Genomic DNA, 23,086 nt, shown 5'->3' on the forward strand with positions numbered 1-23,086 from the left:
ACTGGTTAAAGGTCATTATTGATTAAGACGAAAAAACGCATTAAAAATAAGGGGCTATTGAAGGCACAATAGTCCCTGTTAACTCACTGAGTAGCATACTAATTCATATCCATTGCCATACTTTTTCTGGTGTAATGATCTCTGGCAGAGGAATATCCCAACTCTCACTGGGCAGTTTCTCAACTAACTGCAAATTATGAGCTAATCCAATCGGATAAAAATTCTGTTGTTGCCATTTCGCGAGAGTCCTATCGTAAAAACCGCCGCCCATCCCCAGGCGTTGCCCCGTACAATCGAAAGCGACCAGAGGAATAAACATGACATCAAGTTCGGAGATGGGTAAAACCTGCCGGATATCCAACTGAGGCTCTTCGATATTAAAACGGTTGCGAATAAGAGGCGTGTCTGCGCAATAACGGAGAAACAGCAAGTGATTCCGGCTGAAAGGATGCAATATTGGCAAGTAGACCTGTTTGTTTTGCTGCCAAAGTTGTTGCATTAGCGGACGTGTATCTAATTCCCCATCAAAGGAGAGGTAAAGGGCAACTTTGTCAGCTTGCTGGATCTTAGGGTGAGCTATAGCCTGTTTAACGGCTTGCTGGGCAAATTGCAATTGTTGTTCGGGAGATAGATTTTGACGTAGTTGCCGAATTTTTTTTCTAATGGATTTGCGCAGAGAAAAAGGAGCATCTGATTGCATGATACCTGCCTGTTAATTAACGCAGAAAAGGATACAAAACAGATAAAGAATGGGAGGTTCTCCAAGATGCCGTTACAGGTGGTAACCCTTGAACCCTTGGTTCAAGGTGAACGCAGCGTCGTTGCTATTAGGCTTCTTGGTCTAGCCAAGCATGCTCACAAGAAACGTAGCACCACATTCTATAGAGATGAAATATCGGCTCAGGGGACTTCCCTGCTCACGAACACCTCAGAGAAATTTTTTGCTGCTTAAACCAACTAAATAGGCTTTAAGCAACGCTATGAAGCCTATTGTATGGAACTAAACGAAGAAAGCAACTGCTTATATTAATCTATAGTGACTACTGCCTGATTTATCAACAAGATTTAGCTGACGGGTAGGAGTATCAGGTAATTTTACCTTGCTCTAACAGTGCCTTTTCAATGGATTGCTGGAGCATTTTTATTTTTTGTTCCATATTGTAAGCATAATCACGGGTTTTCATCTTCTCCTGTGCCAACTCGTGACAGACATTCAGTGCCACAATAAAAACCAGTTGCTCAGTGTTAGTGACTCTGGTGCGTTCTTTAAGGTTATGCAAACGCTGATCAAGTTCCTCAGCAGCAGCTTGCAACGCTTCAATCTGCTCTGTTGGACAATTGACACGTAATGACCGCCCAAAAATCTGAATATCTACTGGTTGTGCAGACATGACACCTTCCTGATTTATTATTGTGCCGATACCTTGATGTTGATATATATCCCTTATCTCTCAAATTGCGGCTTTGTTGCCAGAGCTATAATTTGAAATCTATTGGGTATAAAGTAAATTATGGTATAAAACAAGGCCGACACCAATCATTACCGTACAATACCAAAAGCCCCTTTTTCTTCCCTTCATCTTCAAACTGCTGCTTTTGGGCAATGTTCACTTATCCCAGTCAATTAGTTATAGATATAAAGTATCTATGTTTTGGGGATTCGTGCCCTTGCTATCAACGCGGCATCTCGAAATCGATTGGGGATATATCGGTGTGTGCTGTCTGGTATAGCGACTCCCCTTGATGGTAGCATAGCATGAACTTATATCGCCAACGATGATCAATATACATGTCTATACAAAACTCATTACCTAATTATCAATCATTTGATGAAATTTTGCATCAACAGTCCGTTGCACTGACAGCAGCAGAAATGCATGGCTTAATCAGTGGGTTACTATGCAGTGGAAATCATGGCGGTAATCACGAGAGTAGTTGGCAGACACTGGTGCATGATCTTGCGAATGATGGCCTGGCATTTTCTCAGGTTTTGGCTCTGCCGCTTAGGGAATTGTACGAAACGACGTTTGAATTGCTGGATGACAGTAGTTTCTCGTTCCATCTGTTGCTTCCTGATGAAGAGGCGGGGGTTTTTGAATGCGCAGAAGCGTTGGCGGGATGGGTCAACCACTTTCTGCTCGGATTGGGCGTAGCCAATCCTAAATTGACAGAAAATCCAGAAATTCAGGAAGTTATCACCGATTTACGTAACATCGGCATGTTGGGCTATGATGAAGACGAAGATCAAGAAGAGCTATCTCAAGCCCTTGAAGAAGTGCTGGAATATGTCCGTGTTGCAGTTCAACTCTGTTATATCGTGTTTGCGACACCTAAAACCTCAGGCAGTGCAAAAAATGAAAAACCAACATTGCACTGATTGGGGGTATTCACCCTATAAATTTCAAGCCTTGAAAGATAAGGGGTATCCCAACTAACAATATGGAATTGCAGGAGAGGGTATGACTAAACAAGAATATTTATCTCGTCGTCAGGCATTATTGTCGAAAATGGCACCAGCCAGTGCGGCTATTATTTTTTCGGCTCCGCCTGCGACACGTAATTCAGATAGTGAATATCCCTACCGTCAGCACAGTGATTTTCTGTATCTGACAGGATTCAGTGAACCGGAAGCGGTTCTGATACTGATCAAAAGCGACGAAACCCACAATCATAGTGTGTTGTTTAATCGTATTCGCGATTTGACTGCGGAAATTTGGTTTGGTCGTCGTCTTGGACAAGAAGCTGCATTGGAAAAGTTGGGGGTGGATCGTGCCCTGCCATTCGATGATCTCAATGAACAACTCTATTTGTTATTGAATGGCTTGGAAGTGGTTTATCACGCCCAGGGAGAATTTGAGTACGCTGATAACATCGTCTTTAGTGCCTTGGATAAATTGCGAAAAAACAGCCGTCGTAATTTTAAGGCGCCAACGATCATGGCAGACTGGCGCCCGTGGCTGCATGAAATGCGTCTGTTTAAGTCAGAAGCTGAATTAGAAATCTTGCGCAAAGCGGGGGAAATCAGTGCTCAGGCGCATATCAGGGCGATGCAGGCTTGCCGTTCTGGTATGTTTGAATACCAGCTTGAAGCCGAAATTCACCATGAATTTACCCGTCAGGGGGCGCGTTATCCGGCTTATAACACCATTATTGGCGCGGGAGAAAACGCCTGTATTCTGCATTACACTGAAAATGAACGTCGTATGAACGATGGCGATTTAGTGTTAATTGATGCGGGGTGTGAATATGAGGGATATGCCGGTGACATTACGCGGACATTTCCGGTAAATGGCAAGTTTACGCGCCCTCAGCGTGAAATTTATGACATTGTGCTGGAAGCTATCAATCTTTCTTTGGAACTGTATAGACCAGGTATCAGCATAAGCGAGGTCACGAGACAGGTTGTACGTGTCATGGTGAAGGGATTGGTAAGATTGGGAATTATGCATGGTGAAGTCGAACAATTGATCGAAACCAATGCTTATCGTCAATTTTTCATGCATGGTTTGAGTCACTGGTTGGGGCTGGATGTGCATGATGTAGGCGATTACGGCGTTGATCGCGATAGAATTCTGGAACCTGGTATGGTGCTAACTGTAGAGCCAGGGCTTTACATTGCACCCGATGCAGATGTCCCGCCGGAATACCGTGGTATAGGTATCCGTATTGAAGATGACATTGTGATAACGGAAACAGGAAATGAAAACCTGACTGAGCTTGTCGTGAAAGATCCAGATGAAATAGAAGCTCTGATGGCTCAGGCAAAGCACAGTTAAGGTTAAAGTAATCAGGAAGTTATAATGAACGTGATTATTGTGGGCGGAGGAATGACGGGAGCGACATTGGCTCTGGCTATTGCCTCGTTGAGTCGGGGGCAATTACAAGTCTCCTTGATTGAAGCAGCAGAACCGGCCAAGGAACATCCTGGTTTTGATGCGAGGGCTATTGCCTTGGCTTATGGTACATGTCAGCGCTTGCATCAGATCGGTATTTGGCCTGCATTGCAACATTGTGTTACCCCAATAACTCACGTTCATGTCAGCGACCGCGGTAATAGCGGTTTCGTCAACATCTGCGCCAGTGACTATGATATTTCGGCATTGGGCAATGTAATTGAATTGCATGATGCTGGAATTCATCTTTTTGATTTATTAAAACAATCTCCAAATATTAAACTTTACTGTCCGGCTAAAATGAGTTCCGTTGAACGTTTAGAAAGTTCTGTGGTGGTTTCGCTGAATAATGGCGAAAAACTGACAGGAGAACTGCTGGTCGCGGCGGATGGTAGCCACTCTGCGATAGCTCAGGCGTGTAATATACCCTTTCAACGGCGATCTTATGGACAGGCAGCCATTATTGCCAATGTGCTGACTTCTGAACACCCTCAAGGAAGGGCATTCGAGCGTTTTACCAAACATGGACCATTGGCATTGTTGCCTATGTCGGAAGGGCGCAGTTCACTGGTATGGTGTCATCCACTGGAAAAACAGTCAGAAGTCAATAACTGGAGCCAGCATGAATTTCTCCAACAGCTACAAAAAGCATTTGGTTGGCGTTTGGGGAAAATGCTGGGAACCGGTCAACGATATAGTTATCCATTGACGTTGTCGACAGCCAGCAGGCAAATTAGCCACCGTTTAGCACTGGTAGGTAATGCCTCCCAAACTTTGCATCCGATAGCCGGACAGGGCTTTAACTTAGGGATGCGTGATGTGATGGCTTTGGCTCAAGTCATTTCAGTAGCGGCCACTGCTGGACAGGATATTGGCGCCTATAAAGTACTGGCACAGTATCAGCAACAGCGTCAGGCAGATCGTGAAACTACCATTGAACTCACGGATGGGCTGGTCAGGTTATTCGCTAATGACTACTTACCGTTAAAAATGGGGCGTAATCTTGGCTTGAAGACAATGGAAAGATTATCCCCAATGCGGGATCTCTTTGCCCGTCAGACATTAGGTTGGGTTGCACAGTCACCATTGGCAGATTAAGCAGATTAAGAGGAAAGAAAAAATGCAATCATTTGATGTGGTGATCGCAGGGGGCGGAATGGTTGGCCTTGCGCTGGCTTGTGGTTTACAAGGTAGTGGTTTGCGCATCGCGATTGTAGAAGAGCACCCACCGACAAAGCCATTTGGTGTCAATGATGAATATGCGTTGCGTGTTTCAGCCATCAATGCAGCCAGTGAACGATTACTCACCCATCTTGGTGTCTGGCAAGATATTCTTGCAATGCGAGCGAGCCCTTATCAGGGAATGGAAGTTTGGGATCAGGACAGTTTCGGGCGTATTCAGTTTAATGCGGGGGAAAATGGACTGACACACCTGGGCCATATCATCGAAAACTGTGTGATCCGGCAAGCACTTTGGCAACGCGCGGAAAATCTGCCAGATGTGATGATCTTTACTCCATCTTCTCTCAAGAATGTTGTCTGGGGAGAAAACGAAGCTTTCATCACTTTATCTGATGGAAGGATGCTGACTTCACGCTTAGTCGTTGGTGCAGATGGTGCTCACTCTTGGCTGCGTCAACATGCAGATATTCCGCTGACTTTCTGGGATTATGAACATCATGCATTGGTAGCGACAATTCGTACTGAAGAGTCTCATGAAGGTGTTGCGCGTCAGGTTTTCCACGGTGATGGGATACTGGCTTTCCTGCCCCTGCCAGATCCTCACTTATGTTCAATTGTGTGGTCACTACCGGCTGAATCTGCGCAACAGCGCAAATCTATGGAATCCGCGTTGTTCAATCGGCAGCTAAGCGCGACATTTGATATGCGTCTTGGTCAATGTGAACTGATCAGTGATCGACAAACCATTCCATTGACGGGGCGTTATGCCCGCAATTTTGCCGCTCATAGATTGGCACTCTTGGGCGATGCAGCACACACTATCCACCCACTGGCTGGTCAGGGGGTTAATCTCGGATTTATGGATGTGGCAGAACTGATAGGTGAATTGAGCCGTTTAAACCAGCAAGGAAAAGACATCGGCCAGTATCTCTATTTAGGGCGTTATGAGCGTCGCCGTAAACACAGTGCGGCGGTTATGCTTGCAGGTATGCAGGGTTTTCGTCAGCTATTTGATGGCAATAACCCGGCTAAAAAATTATTGCGCGGTATTGGGTTATCCTTGGCTGATCACTTACCGGCAATGAAGCCGCAATTGCTTCGTCATGCAATGGGGCTAAATGACCTTCCTGATTGGCTGATCTCTCAAACCGCTTCGGTTGAAAAAATCTAATTCAGCCCGCGAATTAGAATTAGTTTTTCTCATATTAGGCTAAAGTGTGTTAAGTCGATTTACTTCATACTTTAGCCTTTTTTCAATCTAAAAATATTGTTTTCTGTCATTTGTTAAAAATTTTGAGTGTTTTTGTGTAATAAATTAGACAAAAATTCTGCATGGCAATAAGGGTCTTTTTGGATTGCCGCTGCAATGCAGCTAATTTATTTTATGGTTCATTTCCTGTTTCAGTGGTAACTTCTGATCCCAAGGTATCGTTTGCGTGATTAACCGTTTCTTTGCTTCATGATCCAACACCTGCCGGTTAATGCGCCGTCTGTTTTTTCAGGTCACGAATGTTTTCATGTCAAGAATGTAAAGAGGGAAATAATGTCAAAACACACCCCACTATATGATCAACATCTGGCATGCGGAGCACGCATGGTAGATTTTCATGGCTGGATGATGCCCCTGCACTATGGTTCACAAATCGACGAGCATCATACAGTGCGTACTGATGCCGGTATGTTCGACGTTTCCCACATGACAATTGTGGATCTACACGGTCCAGGTTGTCGTGATTTTCTCCGTTATCTTCTGGCCAATGACATTGCTAAACTCACCGAGCAGGGCAAAGCACTGTATACCGCAATGTTAAATGCTTCCGCTGGCGTTATTGATGACCTGATTGTTTATTTCTTCACTGATAACTTTTATCGCATGGTTGTGAATTCAGCGACCCGCGAGAAAGACCTGGCATGGATTAACCAACATGCTGAGAAATATGACGTTGAAATGACTGTGCGTGATGATTTGGCTCTGATTGCTGTTCAGGGACCAAACGCGCAAGTGAAAGTTCAATCACTGCTAAGCGATGAGCAGAAGCAGACGATAACTGGCATTAAACCTTTCTTTGGTGTCCAGTCGGGAAATCTATTTATTGCTACGACGGGTTATACCGGTGAAGCAGGTTATGAAATTGCACTGCCTAAAGAACACGCGGCAGATTTCTGGCAGCAGTTGTTGGCTGTAGGGGTAAAACCTGCAGGATTGGGGGCGCGTGACACATTGCGTCTTGAAGCGGGCATGAACCTTTATGGTCAAGAAATGGATGAAACTATTTCACCGTTGGCCGCCAACATGGGCTGGACAATTGCCTGGAAACCGGAAGATCGTCAGTTCATTGGCCGTGAAGCATTGGAAAGACAACGTGAAACGAATACTGAACAATTAGTTGGACTGGTCATGCGTGAAAAAGGGGTATTGCGTGGTGGTTTAACTGTCAGTTTCACTGATGGTTCCGGAGAAATGCGTTCTGGAGTAATTACCAGCGGAACATTCTCTCCAACCTTAGGATTTAGTATAGCCCTTGCACGTGTACCGCAAGGTATTGGTGAACAGGCGGTTGTCCAGCTCCGTAATCGTGAAATTCCTGTTCAGGTTGTTAAACCTGGCTTTGTACGGATGGGCAAATCACTTGTAGATTGAACAAAAAACAAGGAGAAGGCAACGATGAGTCATGTACCAGTAGAATTAAAATATACAGAATCACATGAATGGGTTCGCTCGGAAGGAAATGGTGAATATACCGTAGGCATTACCGAACATGCCCAGAATTTATTGGGAGATATGGTATTTGTTGATTTGCCTGAAATAGGCACAAAAGTAAATAGTGGTGATGATTGTGCTGTTGTAGAGTCAGTCAAAGCGGCTTCTGATATTTACGCACCAGTGAGTGGTAAGATTATTGCGGTTAACTCTGACCTGGAAAGTTCTCCCGAATTAGTGAACAGTGAACCCTATAACGAAGGTTGGCTGTTCCGCATTAAAATAACCGATGAGAGTGAACTCGCTAATTTGCTCGATGCCGAAAGCTATCGGTCACTCTTGGAAGAAGACGAATAATGTTTTTGAATCGCCCCATATCACATTGTGAGTGGGGCGTTTTTTTGTATGCCGTTTTTTATAGCCAATGGATTTCAAGTGATAGGCATCAAAACTGTAACTTGAAAGATAGAAGGCATAGCGAGTTTCAGGAAATTATCATCAATGACTCAGACATTAATCCAACTTGAAAATCAAGGTGAATTCATTCGTCGCCACATTGGTTCTTCTGCTGAACAGCAAACAGAGATGCTGGCGATAGTAGGTGCAAATTCTCTTGATGATTTGACCAATAAAATTGTTCCTCGTGATATCGCATTATCAGAACCTCCTGCGGTTGGTGAAGGTGTGACTGAACAACAGGCCCTGGCTGAATTGAAAGCGATAGCGAGCCAGAACCAGCGCTATCAATCGTATATCGGTATGGGATATTCACCCGCAATTCTTCCCCCCGTTATTTTGCGTAATTTGTTGGAAAATCCGGGCTGGTATACTGCATATACCCCTTATCAACCGGAAGTTTCTCAAGGCCGATTAGAAGCCTTGCTGAACTTTCAGCAAGTCACAATTGACCTGACAGGTTTAGATCTTGCTTCTGCTTCACTACTGGATGAAGCAACAGCAGCCGCAGAAGCGATGGCAATGGCAAAACGGATCAGTAAGCTGAAAGGGGCTGAACGTTTCTTTGTGGCAGATGATATTCATCCACAAACGTTGGATGTAGTACATACCCGTGCTGAAACATTTGGATTTGAAGTCATTGTTGATAAAGCAGAAAAAGTACTGGAACTGGAAGGGGTTTTTGGTGTCCTGCTGCAACAAACAGGAACGACGGGTGTAGTCCATGATTACAGTGACCTGATTGCAAAACTGAAAGAGCGTAAAATCATTGTCAGCGTTGCTGCGGATTTCATGGCATTGGTCATATTGACCGCGCCGGGCAAACAAGGTGCCGACATTGTATTTGGTTCTGCACAGCGTTTTGGTGTGCCGATGGGATATGGCGGCCCTCACGCTGCCTTCTTTGCATGTAGAGATGAATTCAAACGTTCCATGCCGGGTCGTATTATCGGTGTTTCCCGTGATGCAGCGGGTAACAGGGCACTGCGCATGGCGATGCAAACCCGCGAGCAGCACATTCGTCGTGAGAAAGCGAATTCCAATATCTGTACTTCGCAAGTTTTACTGGCCAATATTGCGGGAATGTACGCCGTTTATCACGGTTCTGAAGGTTTGAAGCGCATTGCTAACCGTATTCACCGACTGACAGATATTCTGGCTGCTGGTTTGCAAAAGGCGGGTATCACACTACGTCATAAGACATGGTTTGATACATTGGCGATTGAAGTGTCAGATAAGGCTCAGGTACTGGCAAGAGCGGCTAAAGCACAAATTAACTTGCGTACCGATATTCTTGGTGCCGTCGGTGTATCCTTGAGTGAAAAAACCAGCCGCGATGATTTAGTAACCCTGTATCAAGTGATTACAGGTTCTGACTCAGTGCTGGATATTGATGCTCTTGATCGTGAAATCGCGACAGGCAGCCAATCTATTCCAGCTTCCATGCTGCGTAATGACGACATTTTGACACATGACAATTTCCGTCGTTACCACAGCGAAACTGACATGATGCGTTATATGCACAGTCTGGAGCGTAAAGATCTGGCGCTGAATCAAGCCATGATCCCGCTGGGTTCGTGTACCATGAAACTGAATGCAGCGGCGGAAATCATGCCGATTACCTGGCCTGAATTCACTGATATGCATCCGTTCTGCCCGCCAGAACAAGCGCAGGGTTATCACCAGATGATCAGCCAACTTTCCCATTGGCTGGTATTGTTGACGGGATATGATGCTGTTTGTATGCAGCCAAACTCCGGCGCCCAAGGGGAATATGCCGGTCTGCTGGCAATTCGTCGCTATTACGCCAGCCGTGGTGAACAACATCGCCATATTTGCTTAATTCCAAGCTCTGCGCATGGCACAAACCCGGCTTCTGCTCATATGGCAGGAATGACCGTTGTTGTTGTGGACTGTGACAAAGAAGGCAACATTGATCTGGTTGATTTGCGTGAAAAAGCGCAAAAATACAGTGACAATCTTGCCTGTATCATGGTGACTTACCCGTCAACGCACGGTGTCTATGAAGAAACCATCCGTGAAATTTGTGAAATTATTCATCAAAACGGGGGGCAGGTTTATCTTGATGGTGCGAACATGAACGCACAAGTCGGGATTACAACTCCGGGCTTTATTGGTGCGGATGTTTCGCATCTGAACCTGCATAAAACCTTCTGTATTCCACACGGTGGTGGTGGTCCAGGAATGGGACCGATTGGTGTGAAAAAACATCTCGCACCATTTGTGCCAGGTCATTCAGTGGTTGAAATGGATGAAGTCACTACATTAGGTGCAGTATCCGCAGCGCCATTTGGCAGTGCATCTATCCTGCCAATTAGCTGGATGTATATTCGCATGATGGGGGCAAAAGGGCTGAAACAGGCCAGCCAGGTTGCGATCCTGAATGCAAACTACATTGCAGCCCGTCTGAAAGGCGCTTATGAAATCCTCTATACCGGACGTGATGGGTACGTTGCTCACGAATGTATTCTGGACATTCGCCCACTGAAAGAAGAATTCGGCATTAGTGAGATGGATATTGCCAAGCGTTTGATTGACTACGGTTTCCATGCACCAACCATGTCATTCCCGGTTGCGGGAACCTTGATGGTTGAACCAACGGAATCAGAGAGTAAAGTTGAAATTGATCGTTTTATTGACGCAATGCTGGCAATTCGACAAGAGATCAGCAAAGTGGCAAGCGGAGAATGGCCTTTGGAAGATAATCCATTGGTCAATGCCCCACACGTTCAGGCTGAACTCATTTCTGATTGGGATCATGCCTATAGCCGTGAAATTGCCGTTTTCCCAACTGCGGAAACGAAAGCCAATAAATACTGGCCGACGGTTAAACGTCTTGATGATGTTTACGGTGATCGCAATTTACATTGCTCTTGTGCGCCAATTGAAAATTATCGTTAGTCATAAATAAATTAACGAGACTCAACGAAAGCAGTGTTAGGAAATATTGCTGACACTGCTTTTTTTATTAATTAAATTAATATACGGGGTAATGACTGTCATGATAACAATTTGCTGATTGATTTTATAATTCTTCGATTTTGCATAATATTCAAATGACAAAAATTGATGTGATTTGTCGTCGTATCTGGCAACTTGAATTTCTATTTTGCTTAAATAACGTGAGCTTCGCTTAAAAAAGGAACTAAGAAAGAATCTTAAAGCTGCCAGTGGTACCTGACAGCTTGATTTAGGGGATTAGAGGAGAAAAGGCAGGAAATTATTTCAACCAGCCTTTTTCTTTTGCTGCTTCTAATTGTGGTAGCAGGTATTTCCATAGTTCAGGATAACTTTCGGCAACAAAGTGGAGCAGATTGTAAACTTGCTCAAAGCGAATATTATTCTCAACCCAGCTCTGTCCTTCGTTATGCAGGTTCATAAATACCGGCATAATTCTATCGAGGGTTTTAGCAAAACGCGCTTCCGGTGTGATGGCGTCTTCGTATTCGTGCCAAAGTTCCAAAAAGTATTTTCCCTGGGTTTCCGGTAATAAGCCAAAAATACGGTTAGCTGCTTTCACTTCATGTTCGTGAATGGCTTCACGGGCAGCCAGATCGAACGCGATAACATCACCCGCATCGATCTCAACTATGTCATGAATCAAAGCCATCTGTACGACGCGGCTAATATCCACATCTCCGGCATAAGGAGCAAAGCCAAGCACAGCAATAGCAAAATGCCAGCTATGTTCAGCGGAGTTTTCATGGCGCGTATTATTCAATAACTTTGTTCTGCGATGGACATATTTTAATTGATCCAGTTCCATAATAAACGCAATGACATCGGTAAAAGGGCCGAAATCAACAGGAGGTACAGCTAATGACATACAAAAACCTCAATAGTTATTTTTCTTCGTTTAGTGAATAAGGCAATGTTTGAAGGGTAAGAACACTACCTTCATCATCGCGGATACGAAATACACTCTCTGCTTCCATATCATTATTCATGACAACTTGTACCCAGATTGAACCATCAACCAGTTTGACCGCTGCCAATACTGAGCCTGTCCGACGCCATTTATCGCCCAATTGCCATTCCAAATCATCGCCAACGGCAGGCAGGGAAGAAGCATTACCTGCCAGCCAGTACATGGCTCGCTTGTTTGCCCCACGATATTTGGCTCTGGCTACCATTTCCTGACCGGTATAACAGCCTTTCTTGAAGCAGATACCGTTTTCGATTGCTTGCAGGTTGGTTGCTTGTGGAATAAATTGTGCGCTGCTGGCAGCATCAATCACTGGGAACCCTGCTTCAATCTCCAGCGCCAGCCATTGTTGGCTGTCATTCAACTGCGATTGAAACTCTTCAACTAACGTTTCGGTCAATTTAGCGGCAGTTGTTTTGTCCGTGACGATAAGGAAACGTTCAGCGGGAAGCGCGAAGTGGAGAAGGGTTGTGGCTTCGTGCTGGATAACAGGAGATTCGGTATCAGGCAGGGTTGGGAAGAGGGTTGTCAGCGCTTCCCGACTTCCTGTGCCAGCGACACCGAGCAAGATATTTGCTTCATCTTTGGCAAGCGTCACTTTAGAAAACACAGCATACTTTTTCAATTCAGTTAATTGGGTTTCTAACAATGAGCGGCGTTCAATATAGGCAAAACCTTCACCACGCTGAAACAGTCGTAAGTTGCTCCACATCTTGCCTTTGGCATCACAATGGGCAGTTAACACATGCTGGTTATCATTCAGAGAAGTAAGATCGGCTGTAATCTGACCTTGCAGATACTTTTTCGTATCAGCGCCAATGGCTGTCACTATCCCCCAATCATCAAGGGAAATTAAAGTCAGTGGTAGTGTTGCAGAAGGGGATGGATCTTGTGCAGAAAACGGAGTTTGATAAGTCATAGCAGCTCCTGCCAGTAAACTAACTAAGAAATAACGTTAATGGTAAAAGAGATGCGGTTTAATGCAAAGGAGTTATTCTTGTTATTTATGGATAAGGCATGCATGGTCAATTTGTTGCGATAGGCTTCGCATCTTGTCGATATATCTCATGATCCCACCGATGCAGATGATGAAAAACAGGCCAGAATCGTTAATAATCTTATTACCGTCTTAATGGCACGAATGAAAATGATAAAGAGGCTTTTTAAACATGGACATTGATAATAAAGCACGTATTCACTGGGCATGTCGTCGTGGAATGCGTGAACTGGATATTTCTATCATGCCATTTTTTGAATATGAATATGATTCATTGGGTGATGATGACAAACGAATTTTCGTCCGTTTGCTGGAGTGCCCAGATCCCGACCTTTTCAATTGGCTCATGAATCATGGACGGCCTGAAGATGATGAGCTGTATCATATGGTGAAATTGATCCAGAGCAGAAACCAAGCCCGTGGTCCTGTGGAACAGTAAATTAAGAGAGTCTCGCCATACTCGCCTGTTTTCCACGGGCGTGCATGGTGTAGTCGCAATTGCTGCTTTGGTGGCACTCTGGCCGATTAACAGCGCTTGTTTTTGGCTTCCATTTTTCTGGTTTTCACTGTTTGCCATCATTATAAGCAGTTGGGCATGGAGCCAGAAAAATATCCGGCAGTGTCAGGGCAGGTTGGTACTGTTCAAAGGCAACAAAGTGCATTGGCAAAAAGCTGCCTGGCGCATCACTCAGCCACCGTGGTTCCATCGCTATGGAATGGTGGTTATGCTCCATGCATTTAGTCAGGCAGAAAATAGTCAGGCAGAAAATATGCGCTACCAACCGCCAATTCGATTATGGATAGCATCAGATAGTATATCGCCTGCTGCCTGGCGTCATTTGAATCAATTGATGCGCCAATACCCTGGACGGTGACGACCGTTAAAACAGCGCTTCCATTTCAGCCAATATCTGCATGCACCATTCGCCTAAGCGTTCATCTGTTTGTTCGAATTGGTTCACATCATCCAGAGCCAGCCCGACAAAATGTTTACCATCTTCGGACAGCGGTTTCGGGCTGGTAAATTCATAACCGTCTGTTGGCCAAAACCCAATAAACTGTACACCCGTTGGTAGCAGATGGTGATACAGCATTCCCAATGCATCCAAAAACCATTCACCATAATCGATCTGATCGCCCATTCCATACATAGCAACGATTTTTCCTGCCAGATCTAACGAGGGAAGTTGATCCCAAATAGCCAGCCAATCCTCCTGTAATTCACCGAAATCCCAAGTAGGGATACCGAGGACCAGGACAGAATATTCCTCCATCAAGCGGGGATCACAATCCTTGACATCATGTAGTTCGATCAGATCTTCACCGAGTATATCGCGTATTTTTTCTGCTACCATTTCTGTATAACAGGTACTGGAGCCGTAAAAGAGACCAATTTTCATCATTAATTATCAGGGAATTTCGAATATCAAGATCGGTATTGTAACAGAATAATTGCTTTTTCAGGCATAATAGCCGATTGGAAGGCGCAGATAGGCAGACAGAAAGGGGGAATAAGGAGAAATAATGCCAAGAAAACACCACCTATCAGATAACTACTCATCGGAAGATGATGGAATTAAACAGCATCCAACGAAACCACATCCATCGGCCAATCCCCTGATAGAGCAATTTCTTGATACCATCTGGCTGGAAAAAGATCTGGCTGAAAATACCTTGATTTCTTATCAACTTGATTTACAAGCCTTGAACAATTGGCTGGTACATTATGGTCATGATTTACTTTCAGTGCAGTCGATAGAATTACAATCATTTTTGGCTGAGCGAGTGGATGGCGGTTATAAAGCCAGTAGTTCAGCCCGATTGTTGAGCGCAATGCGACGATTGTTTCAGTATCTATATCGTGAAAGAATGCGGGAAGATGATCCAACAGCATTATTATCTGCGCCTAAATTGCCTAAACGACTGCCTAAGGACTTAAGTGAAAAACAAGTTGAAGATTTGCTTAACACGCCTTTAGTTGACCAACCAATCGAATTGCGGGATAAAGCTATGTTGGAAGTGCTTTATGCTTGCGGATTGCGAGTTTCAGAACTGGTTGGCCTGACCTTATCTGATGTGAGCTTACGTCAGGGAGTGGTCAGAATTGTGGGTAAGGGAAATAAGGAAAGATTGGTTCCTTTGGGAGAAGAGGCTGTTTATTGGCTGGAAAAATATCTGGAATATGGACGCCCGTGGTTATTAAATGGTTCTGTATCTGATGTATTTTTCCCCAGTAAGCGCGGAACGCAGATGACACGCCAGACATTCTGGCATCGGATCAAACATTATGCCGTATTGGCAAGCATTGATGCTGAACGCTTGTCACCCCATGTCTTACGCCATGCTTTTGCAACACATTTACTTAATCATGGTGCAGACTTGCGTGTTGTGCAGATGTTATTAGGCCATAGTGACCTCTCCACAACCCAGATTTACACCCATGTAGCCACTGAACGTCTCAAAGTGCTGCATCAACAACATCACCCCCGTGGATAGCTGCGGAGTTAAGTGAAAATAAAGGAACGAATAATGAAGAAGATCGCGTTTTGCCTTTCATTACTGTTGACAGCTGTTGTCAGCAATGCCTTTGCTGATGAGAGTACTATCAATAATACACTGTCTAAAATGGGAATTAAGGCAGAAAGTATCACTCCATCACCACTACCAGGTGTGAGTTCAATTTTAACCGAGCATGGCATTATTTATATGTCTGATGATGGTAAGTACCTGTTACAAGGGCCACTTTATGATATTAGTGGCAAAGTACCCAAAAATGTCAGCAGCCAGGTTGTGATTAAAAAATTGGAAGCTTTGAAAAATCAAATGATTATTTACAAAGCGCCAAAAGAAAAACAGGTTGTTACTGTTTTTACTGATATTACCTGTGGTTATTGCCGTAAATTGCATGAGAGTATGCAAGAATACAACGAATTGGGGATTACTGTCCGTTACCTAGCGTTTCCTCGTCATGGTTTGCAACACCAGTCAGCTAAAGATATGCAGTCTATTTGGTGCAGTGCAACACCGAGTAAGTCACTGAATGCTGCTTTCAAAGGCGAAAATATCTCCCCAATTAAAGAGTGTAAGACAGATATCGCTAAACAATATCAGTTAGGCTTGCAGTTTGGTGTTCAGGGCACACCGGCGATCGTCCTAAAAGATGGCAGCGTGCTCGGTGGTTACTTGTCACCGAAAGATTTGCAGGCTGCGTTGGAACATCATGGCGAATAATTGAAATAGTTCATGTTCCCATTCAGTGAATACAAAAACTCGTGAATAAAAAATCAGTGAATAAGAAACTGTGAGTAGAGAAATACAACTCCGCCGCCGGCCAGTGGCGGATCCTGATCATCTTCCCAACGATATTCATCCGTTATTGCGCCGCTTATACGCTATGCGTGGCATACGTCAAGCCGATGAATTGGAGCGTAGTGCAAAGGGACTTCTCAATTACCAATCCCTCAATGGCATTGAGCAGGCAGTTGCCTTGTTGATCACTGCATTACATGAACATTGGCGTATCGTGATTGTTGGTGATTTTGATGCTGATGGGGCAACCAGTACCGCATTGAGCATCCGCGCCTTGCGTGCAATGGGATATCGTAACCTTGACTATCTTGTTCCAAACCGTTTTGAGGATGGTTATGGATTAAGCATTCAGGTGGTTGATGAAGTTGTTAAAAGAAGCGCAGATCTGATTATCACCGTAGATAATGGGATCTCGTCCCATGATGGTGTAGCTGCGGCACATCAACATGGCATCAAGGTGATCGTCACTGATCACCATTTACCGGGCGAAATACTGCCAGCCGCAGATGCCATTATTAATCCCAATTTAGTTGACTGCTCCTTTCCTTCTAAGGCCCTGGCAGGGGTTGGTGTTGCATTTTATCTGATGTCTGCACTCAGGGCTGAATTGCGCAAATTGGCATGGTTTGAGCAACAAGGTATTCCATTACCCAATTTGGCGGAGCTGCTGGATTTAGTGGCATTGGGTACAGTGGCTGACGTGGTTCCCCTCGATACCAATAACCGCATTCTGGTATATCAAGGACTCAATCGCATTCGGGCAGGGCGTTGCTGTGCGGGAATACGGGCGCTGCTCGAAATTTCCAAACGGGAATTGACAAAATTGGCAGCCAGTGATTTGGGATTTGCGTTGGGGCCACGATTAAATGCAGCCGGACGTCTGGATGATATGTCCGTTGGGGTGGCATTATTACTGGCCGATGACATGACGCAAGCCCGTCAGATTGCTTGCGAGTTGGATGGCCTGAACCAAACTCGTCGGGAAATCGAACAAGGTATGCAGCAAGAGGCCTTGCAGATTTGCGATAAAATCGAGCGAACCCATACCCAATTACCTTACGGATTAGCAATTTACCATCCCGAATGGCATCAGGGGGTTGTGGGTATTTTGGCATCACGTATAAAAGAGCGTTTTCATCGTCCTGTCATTGCTTTTGCTCCGGCGGGCGATGGCACTTTGAAAGGTTCAGGACGTTCCGTAAATGGCTTACATATGCGAGATGCACTTGAACGTCTTGATACTCTGCACTCAGGATTGATGTTGAAATTTGGTGGTCATGCGATGGCAGCGGGATTGTCGATTGAACAAGACAAATTTGACCTCTTTCAGCGCTATTTTTCCGAGTTGGTAGCAGACTGGATGGATATAGCCCAACTTGAAGGGGTGATCTGGAGCGACGGTGAATTAGCATTGGAAGAGTTATCGCTGGAAGTTGCTGAAATTCTGCGTGATGGAGGCCCGTGGGGGCAGGCGTTTGCGGAACCCGTTTTTGACGGCAAATTCAAGCTACTGCAACAGCGCATCGTGGGTGAAAAGCACCTGAAAGTCATGCTTGAACCATTAAATGGTGGACCAATGTTAGATGGCATTGCATTTAATATTGATGTCAGTTGCTGGCCGGATAATAGTATCAAAACGGTAGAATTGGCTTATAAACTGGATATTAACGAATTTCGTGGTAATCGTGATGTCCAGCTTTTGATCCAGCATATTTGGCCCTATTGAATGAACTTAGTTTTCGAACTGCATTTAAAAGATGAAGGCTATAAACCCCTTGATAGATCCGTTACAATACGCGGTTCGAAAATATCCATGCGACCATCATTTATTCATAATACACAAGTATAAGACACAAAATATGTTTGAAATTAATCCGGTAAAAAATCACATTCAGGACCTGTCTGAGCGGACAGCAGTTCTGAGGGGGTATCTTTGACTATGATGCCAAGAAAGAACGTTTAGAAGAAGTCAATGCTGAACTCGAACAGCCTGATGTCTGGAATGAACCGGAACGGGCACAGGCGTTGGGTAAAGAGCGTTCATCACTTGAAAGCATCGTAGAAACCATTGATCAGCTGACCCAGGGATTGGAAGATGTGAACGGCCTGCTGGAGCTGGCCGTTGAAGCTGATGATGAAGAAACCTTCAATGAGGCAATCGCTGAGTTGGAACAGCTGGAAGAGAAGCTAAGCCAACTTGAATTCCGTCGCATGTTTTCTGGCGAATATGACAGCGCAAACTGCTATCTGGATCTTCAGGCGGGATCTGGCGGTACAGAAGCACAGGATTGGGCCAGCATGTTGATGCGTATGTACCTGCGTTGGGCAGAGTCCAAAGGCTTTAAGACAGAGATTATTGAAGAGTCTGATGGTGACGTTGCTGGTTTGAAATCTGCCACTATCAAGATCATGGGTGAATATGCTTACGGTTGGTTGCGTACAGAAACCGGCGTTCATCGCTTGGTACGTAAAAGTCCTTTTGATTCAGGTGGTCGTCGTCACACATCATTCAGCTCTGCCTTTATCTACCCAGAAGTGGATGATGATATTGATATCGAAATCAATCCGGCTGATTTACGCATTGATGTATACCGTGCCTCTGGTGCTGGTGGTCAGCACGTTAACAAAACCGAATCTGCAGTACGTATCACTCACGTACCGACGGGTATTGTAACCCAATGCCAGACAGACCGTTCTCAGCATAAAAACAAAGACCAGGCGATGAAACAGTTGAAAGCAAAACTGTACGAACTGGAAATGCAGAAGAAGAATGCAGATAAACAAGCAATGGAAGATAACAAATCGGACATCGGTTGGGGCAGTCAGATTCGCTCCTACGTTTTGGATGATTCCCGCATTAAAGATTTGCGTACTGGTGTAGAAACCCGCAATACACAAGCAGTGCTGGATGGGGATTTGGATAAATTCATTGAGGCAAGCTTAAAAGCTGGCCTGTGAGGAACTAAAATGTCACAACAACAACAGGGAGCTGAACAGGCTCCTGATTTAAATAACGAACTGAAAACTCGCCGTGAAAAACTGGCAGCCCTGCGCAGCAATGGCATTGCTTTCCCAAATGATTTTCGCCGCGAAAACATTTCCGCAGATCTGCATACCCAATACGATGACAAGACTAAGGAAGAATTGGAAGAACTGGACATCGAAGTAACCGTTGCTGGTCGCATGATGACACGTCGTATTATGGGTAAGGCCTCTTTTGCCACCCTGCAAGATATGGGTGGTCGCATTCAGATTTACGTTTCCCGTGATGATCTGCCGGAAGGTATTTACAATACTCAGTTCAAGAAGTGGGATTTGGGTGACATTTTAGGCGCACGCGGTAAGCTGTTTAAAACTCAAACGGGTGAGCTTTCTATCCATTGTACTGAGCTGCGCCTGCTGACTAAGGCATTGCGCCCACTACCGGATAAATTCCACGGCTTGGCGGATCAGGAAACTCGCTATCGTCAGCGTTATTTGGATCTGATCTCGAATGATGAATCACGCAAGGCATTCCAGATCCGTTCCCACGTGATGTCGGCATTACGCAGCTTCATGATCCAAAAAGGCTTCATGGAAGTTGAAACGCCAATGATGCAGGCGATCCCAGGTGGTGCAAGTGCGCGTCCATTCATTACGCACCATAACGCGCTGGATATCGACATGTACCTGCGCATTGCGCCGGAATTGTACCTGAAACGTTTAGTGGTAGGTGGTTTTGAGCGTGTTTTCGAAATCAACCGCAACTTCCGTAATGAAGGTGTTTCTCCGCGCCACAACCCAGAGTTCACTATGATGGAACTCTACATGGCATACGCGGATTACCAAGATCTGATTGTACTGACCGAAGAACTGTTCCGTACTTTGACCCAAGAAGTACTGGGTACAACATTGGTGAAATACGGCGAACAGGAATTCGATTTTGGTCAGCCTTTTGCCAAGATGACTATGAAAGAAGCGATCTGCAAATATCGTCCAGAAACCAACATGGCGGATCTGGATGATATGGACAAAGCGGTTGCTATCGCGAAATCCTTGGGCATTGATGTTGAAAAGGGCTGGGGCTTAGGTCGTGTTCAGTGTGAAATCTTTGAAGAAACCGCAGAAAGCCACCTGATTCAGCCGACATTCATTACAGAATATCCGGCAGAAGTTTCTCCGTTGGCACGTCGTAACGATGATAACCCATTCATTACTGATCGTTTTGAATTCTTCATTGGTGGCCGTGAAATTGGTAATGGCTTCTCGGAGCTGAACGACGCGGAAGATCAGGCAGAGCGCTTTGCAGAGCAGGTTCGCCAGAAAGATCAGGGTGATGACGAAGCGATGTTCTATGATGAAGACTACATTACTGCGTTGGAGCACGGCTTGCCGCCAACAGCAGGTTTAGGGATTGGTATCGACCGTATGGTGATGTTGTTCACTGACAGCCATACCATCCGTGACGTTATCCTGTTCCCGGCAATGCGTCCGCATACGCATAAATAATCATTTTTTGATTAAAACCAGTTAAACGCTCTGGCCGATTAATCGGCCAGAGCGTTTTTACATATATCAAAAAAACTTAAATAACTGGCTAAAATACAGATAAATATTAACGATATACTACTTGTTGAGATTCAGTAAGAGGTATATATTTAACGCCATCACTTCGTTGATGCGAGTGTAGTTCAATGGCAGAACGAGAGCTTCCCAAGCTCTATACGAGGGTTCGATTCCCTTCACTCGCTCCAAATAAACATCTCCCGCAGTCAATGAAAGTCTACTAATACCAGTAAAATAAAAGAAAAACCCCAAATTACACTCTATTATCGTCTACTGATATCTATTGCAATATATCCCAATCAGGGGGATATATGGGGGTATATTTTTGCACCCCCTAAACTGTACTTAGCTAGCGATGAACCACGAGGATTCTGTTTCTTATCTGAACAGTATTCCAGCGGAAGAGCCGCAAGGATATAACACTTATGGATGGATTAAAGAATAGGAAAATGGGAAAAATAGAACAGGTATAAAAATGAAACAGATAAAGAGCCGCTGATAAATTGGCGACTCCAATATCTGGAATGTATTACATATAATCTGACTACAGCAACGAACAAGGATGATATTGATGTTTCTGCAATGGGTTAAACGGGCATTTATTTGGGTAATAAAAGGCATTTTTAAGGAAATTAGAGGGTTTATAGCAGCCATGTTTGTGCTGTTTACTTTCATTGGTGGATTTAGTCTGAAGTTCGAATTCATGCTGTTATTTTCAGTGCTGATAGCAGTCCTTTACTCCCCTAAAATTTGGTGGTTTCTGAAAGCCAGAATAAATAATAAAAATCGGCGTTAGTTGCTTTCATAACCCTAATCTATTCAGAGAGAAACTGATGCTGCGTATTGATATACCTTGGCAAGCACAAGATCATTTATTCAAAGTGGTAATTTCTTCTCCGATTTCAAATCGGGAAAATCAGCTTTCTCTTTTAGCGGGTTCATTGGGCGAAAATTTGGCTGATTGACGGGCCAAGTTGAGGATCACGGCGTATAATTGCTCATGCGTTCGGAAGGCGGAACGAAAAAATGCTTAAAAAGCTCCTGAAAAAATTATCTCGATTCAATGTCGCTTTCCCCTAAAATGCCCGACCAAGTTATTGGTACTTTTATCGAAAAAAGAATACTACATTTAAGGTAGTTCAACGGATTGAATACGTGACCTATATTTTTTTATACTCCGCAGGAGTCGCTGCAACCAATTTTTTGAAGTTTCTATGAAAGTGGCTTTGGTCATAAAAACCTAATTCAGTGGCTACAGATGCTATATTCATTCCCTGTTTCAAAAGTACTTTTGCTTCATTAATGCGCATTGCAATTTGCATAGCATGTGGAGTAATACCATATGCCTTTCGAAATGCGTGGATAATATGATATTCACTCAATTGAGAATGAACAGCAATATCCTTTACCGATATATTGTTTCGAAAATTTTCACAAATATATTCATACGCCTTAGATACATTACCTTTTGGTACAACTTTCTCTAAAGGTATTAAGTTGGACTGTGAAAACAGATTGGAAAAAAAAGAGATGCTTTCTTCTTCCGTTTTCATTTTGTCTTTATCAAGAATAATTGTGTTGGCTAATTCTTGAAACTGTACATAAAGTTCTGGAGAATCGGTATGATTAATTGAGAACGGGATAAAATTTGTTACTCTTTCACCTACAACCATCGATTGCACATAACCTAACCATTTGGGACATACATACAGCATTTTGTAGCTCCAATTTGTATCTGGTACTGGGTTGCATGAATGGACCTCTAGAGGGTTAATTATGACAAGAGAACCTTTTTGTATTCTACGTTCAATATTACTATTGAAGTAATCACTATAACCGCAATCTACAGCTCCAATGGAAAATTCTTCATGAGTGTGTTTCCCGTAACAGGCTTTCGAGTTTTTAGAAGAGCGCAGCTCAATGGGTACTGCGCTCGAACGATAGAATTTTTGCTTGGTCATCTGTGTTCATACCCTTCCAGGGGCTGTTGATGTTTTGTGAGGAATTATTAGACAGTAAGATGATTTGGTATAATTACTTTCGCCAAAAAACGACCA

General features: G+C 44.3%; 21 protein-coding genes, 1 tRNA gene, 1 other RNA gene and 1 pseudogene. 17 read left to right on the forward strand and 7 right to left on the reverse strand.

Annotated elements, in window-relative coordinates; translation table 11 throughout:
• Positions 1-103 precede the first annotated feature (103 nt).
• From BDE27_RS15480 to zapA, 3 genes are all read right to left on the reverse strand, one after another.
• Positions 104-700: a 5-formyltetrahydrofolate cyclo-ligase gene (locus BDE27_RS15480; protein WP_099131638.1), complete on the reverse strand. Its 597-nt coding sequence runs from the start codon at positions 698-700 to the stop codon at positions 104-106.
• Between the two features lie 54 nt (positions 701-754).
• Positions 755-938: non-coding RNA, 6S RNA (ssrS, locus tag BDE27_RS15485), on the reverse strand.
• 147 nt (positions 939-1,085) lie between these two features.
• Positions 1,086-1,391, reverse strand: a complete 306-nt coding sequence (zapA, locus tag BDE27_RS15490) for a cell division protein ZapA (protein ID WP_099131639.1) — start codon at positions 1,389-1,391, stop codon at positions 1,086-1,088.
• A gap of 398 nt (positions 1,392-1,789) precedes the next feature.
• Here zapA and BDE27_RS15495 point away from each other — a divergent pair, with 398 nt between their 5' ends.
• The 7 genes from BDE27_RS15495 (at position 1,790) to gcvP (ending at position 11,154) form a co-directional block, all read left to right on the forward strand.
• On the forward strand, positions 1,790-2,377 hold the full coding sequence (locus BDE27_RS15495; RefSeq protein ID WP_099131640.1) for a YecA/YgfB family protein: 588 nt from the start codon (positions 1,790-1,792) through the stop codon (positions 2,375-2,377).
• A gap of 82 nt (positions 2,378-2,459) precedes the next feature.
• Positions 2,460-3,776, forward strand: a complete 1,317-nt coding sequence (gene pepP / locus BDE27_RS15500; protein WP_099131641.1) for a Xaa-Pro aminopeptidase — start codon at positions 2,460-2,462, stop codon at positions 3,774-3,776.
• 24 nt (positions 3,777-3,800) lie between these two features.
• Complete coding sequence (gene ubiH, locus BDE27_RS15505) at positions 3,801-4,991, forward strand: 2-octaprenyl-6-methoxyphenyl hydroxylase (RefSeq protein WP_099131642.1); 1,191 nt, start codon at positions 3,801-3,803, stop codon at positions 4,989-4,991.
• 22 nt (positions 4,992-5,013) lie between these two features.
• A complete protein-coding gene (gene ubiI, locus BDE27_RS15510; protein WP_099131643.1) occupies positions 5,014-6,246 on the forward strand; it encodes an FAD-dependent 2-octaprenylphenol hydroxylase in 1,233 nt (410 codons plus the stop codon).
• Positions 6,247-6,618: 372 nt separating this feature from the next.
• Positions 6,619-7,716 (forward strand): glycine cleavage system aminomethyltransferase GcvT, encoded by a 1,098-nt coding sequence (gene gcvT, locus BDE27_RS15515; protein WP_099131644.1) that lies wholly within the window; start codon positions 6,619-6,621, stop codon positions 7,714-7,716.
• A 24-nt stretch (positions 7,717-7,740) separates the two neighbouring features.
• On the forward strand, positions 7,741-8,133 hold the full coding sequence (gene gcvH, locus BDE27_RS15520; protein WP_099131645.1) for a glycine cleavage system protein GcvH: 393 nt from the start codon (positions 7,741-7,743) through the stop codon (positions 8,131-8,133).
• Positions 8,134-8,277: 144 nt separating this feature from the next.
• Positions 8,278-11,154: an aminomethyl-transferring glycine dehydrogenase gene (gene gcvP / locus BDE27_RS15525; protein ID WP_099131646.1), complete on the forward strand. Its 2,877-nt coding sequence runs from the start codon at positions 8,278-8,280 to the stop codon at positions 11,152-11,154.
• A 319-nt stretch (positions 11,155-11,473) separates the two neighbouring features.
• Here gcvP and BDE27_RS15530 read toward each other — a convergent pair whose 3' ends face one another.
• Positions 11,474-12,079 carry an HD domain-containing protein gene (locus tag BDE27_RS15530; RefSeq protein WP_099131647.1) on the reverse strand — a complete coding sequence of 202 codons (606 nt, stop codon included), beginning with the start codon at positions 12,077-12,079 and terminating at the stop codon, positions 11,474-11,476.
• 16 nt (positions 12,080-12,095) lie between these two features.
• Positions 12,096-13,097, reverse strand: coding sequence for a tRNA-modifying protein YgfZ (gene ygfZ, locus BDE27_RS15535; RefSeq protein ID WP_099131648.1), 1,002 nt, complete (start codon positions 13,095-13,097; stop codon positions 12,096-12,098).
• Between the two features lie 250 nt (positions 13,098-13,347).
• Here ygfZ and sdhE point away from each other — a divergent pair, with 250 nt between their 5' ends.
• Both sdhE and BDE27_RS15545 read left to right on the forward strand, forming a co-directional pair.
• Positions 13,348-13,614, forward strand: coding sequence for an FAD assembly factor SdhE (gene sdhE / locus BDE27_RS15540; protein ID WP_099131649.1), 267 nt, complete (start codon positions 13,348-13,350; stop codon positions 13,612-13,614).
• The gene (locus BDE27_RS15545; RefSeq protein WP_099131650.1) at positions 13,595-14,050 is read left to right on the forward strand and encodes a protein YgfX; all 456 of its coding nucleotides are present in this window, start codon (positions 13,595-13,597) and stop codon (positions 14,048-14,050) included. The genes sdhE and BDE27_RS15545 overlap by 20 nt, the downstream gene beginning before the upstream one ends.
• Before the next feature lie 6 nt (positions 14,051-14,056).
• On the opposite strand, the gene fldB is transcribed toward BDE27_RS15545, so the two are convergent.
• Complete coding sequence (gene fldB / locus BDE27_RS15550) at positions 14,057-14,575, reverse strand: flavodoxin FldB (protein ID WP_099131713.1); 519 nt, start codon at positions 14,573-14,575, stop codon at positions 14,057-14,059.
• A gap of 124 nt (positions 14,576-14,699) precedes the next feature.
• Between fldB and xerD the strand changes: the two genes are divergently transcribed.
• The 8 genes and pseudogenes from xerD to BDE27_RS20545 all read left to right on the forward strand — a co-directional run.
• A complete protein-coding gene (gene xerD / locus BDE27_RS15555) occupies positions 14,700-15,671 on the forward strand; it encodes a site-specific tyrosine recombinase XerD (RefSeq protein ID WP_244208806.1) in 972 nt (323 codons plus the stop codon).
• A 33-nt stretch (positions 15,672-15,704) separates the two neighbouring features.
• Positions 15,705-16,406 (forward strand): bifunctional protein-disulfide isomerase/oxidoreductase DsbC, encoded by a 702-nt coding sequence (gene dsbC / locus BDE27_RS15560; protein WP_099131651.1) that lies wholly within the window; start codon positions 15,705-15,707, stop codon positions 16,404-16,406.
• 70 nt (positions 16,407-16,476) lie between these two features.
• Positions 16,477-18,210 (forward strand): single-stranded-DNA-specific exonuclease RecJ, encoded by a 1,734-nt coding sequence (gene recJ / locus BDE27_RS15565; RefSeq protein ID WP_099131652.1) that lies wholly within the window; start codon positions 16,477-16,479, stop codon positions 18,208-18,210.
• Positions 18,211-18,343: 133 nt separating this feature from the next.
• A protein-coding gene (gene prfB / locus BDE27_RS15570; protein WP_099131653.1) for a peptide chain release factor 2 occupies positions 18,344-19,442 on the forward strand; the annotation gives its coding sequence in 2 pieces (ribosomal slippage) (positions 18,344-18,418 and positions 18,420-19,442; 1,098 coding nt in all).
• 9 nt (positions 19,443-19,451) lie between these two features.
• Positions 19,452-20,972 carry a lysine--tRNA ligase gene (lysS, locus tag BDE27_RS15575; RefSeq protein ID WP_099131654.1) on the forward strand — a complete coding sequence of 507 codons (1,521 nt, stop codon included), beginning with the start codon at positions 19,452-19,454 and terminating at the stop codon, positions 20,970-20,972.
• A gap of 171 nt (positions 20,973-21,143) precedes the next feature.
• Positions 21,144-21,217: transfer RNA gene (locus BDE27_RS15580), tRNA-Gly, on the forward strand.
• Positions 21,218-21,862: 645 nt separating this feature from the next.
• Complete coding sequence (locus tag BDE27_RS20205; RefSeq protein WP_255430616.1) at positions 21,863-21,994, forward strand: hypothetical protein; 132 nt, start codon at positions 21,863-21,865, stop codon at positions 21,992-21,994.
• Positions 21,995-22,013: 19 nt separating this feature from the next.
• Positions 22,014-22,103: pseudogene (locus BDE27_RS20545) on the forward strand (IS1 family transposase); the annotation flags it as partial.
• An 86-nt stretch (positions 22,104-22,189) separates the two neighbouring features.
• Here the strand turns inward: BDE27_RS20545 and BDE27_RS15590 are convergent.
• Positions 22,190-22,990 (reverse strand): AraC family transcriptional regulator, encoded by an 801-nt coding sequence (locus BDE27_RS15590; RefSeq protein ID WP_099131656.1) that lies wholly within the window; start codon positions 22,988-22,990, stop codon positions 22,190-22,192.
• Positions 22,991-23,086 lie beyond the last annotated feature (96 nt).

The organism is Xenorhabdus ehlersii (genome assembly GCF_003610465.1).
Lineage (GTDB): Bacteria > Pseudomonadota > Gammaproteobacteria > Enterobacterales > Enterobacteriaceae > Xenorhabdus > Xenorhabdus ehlersii.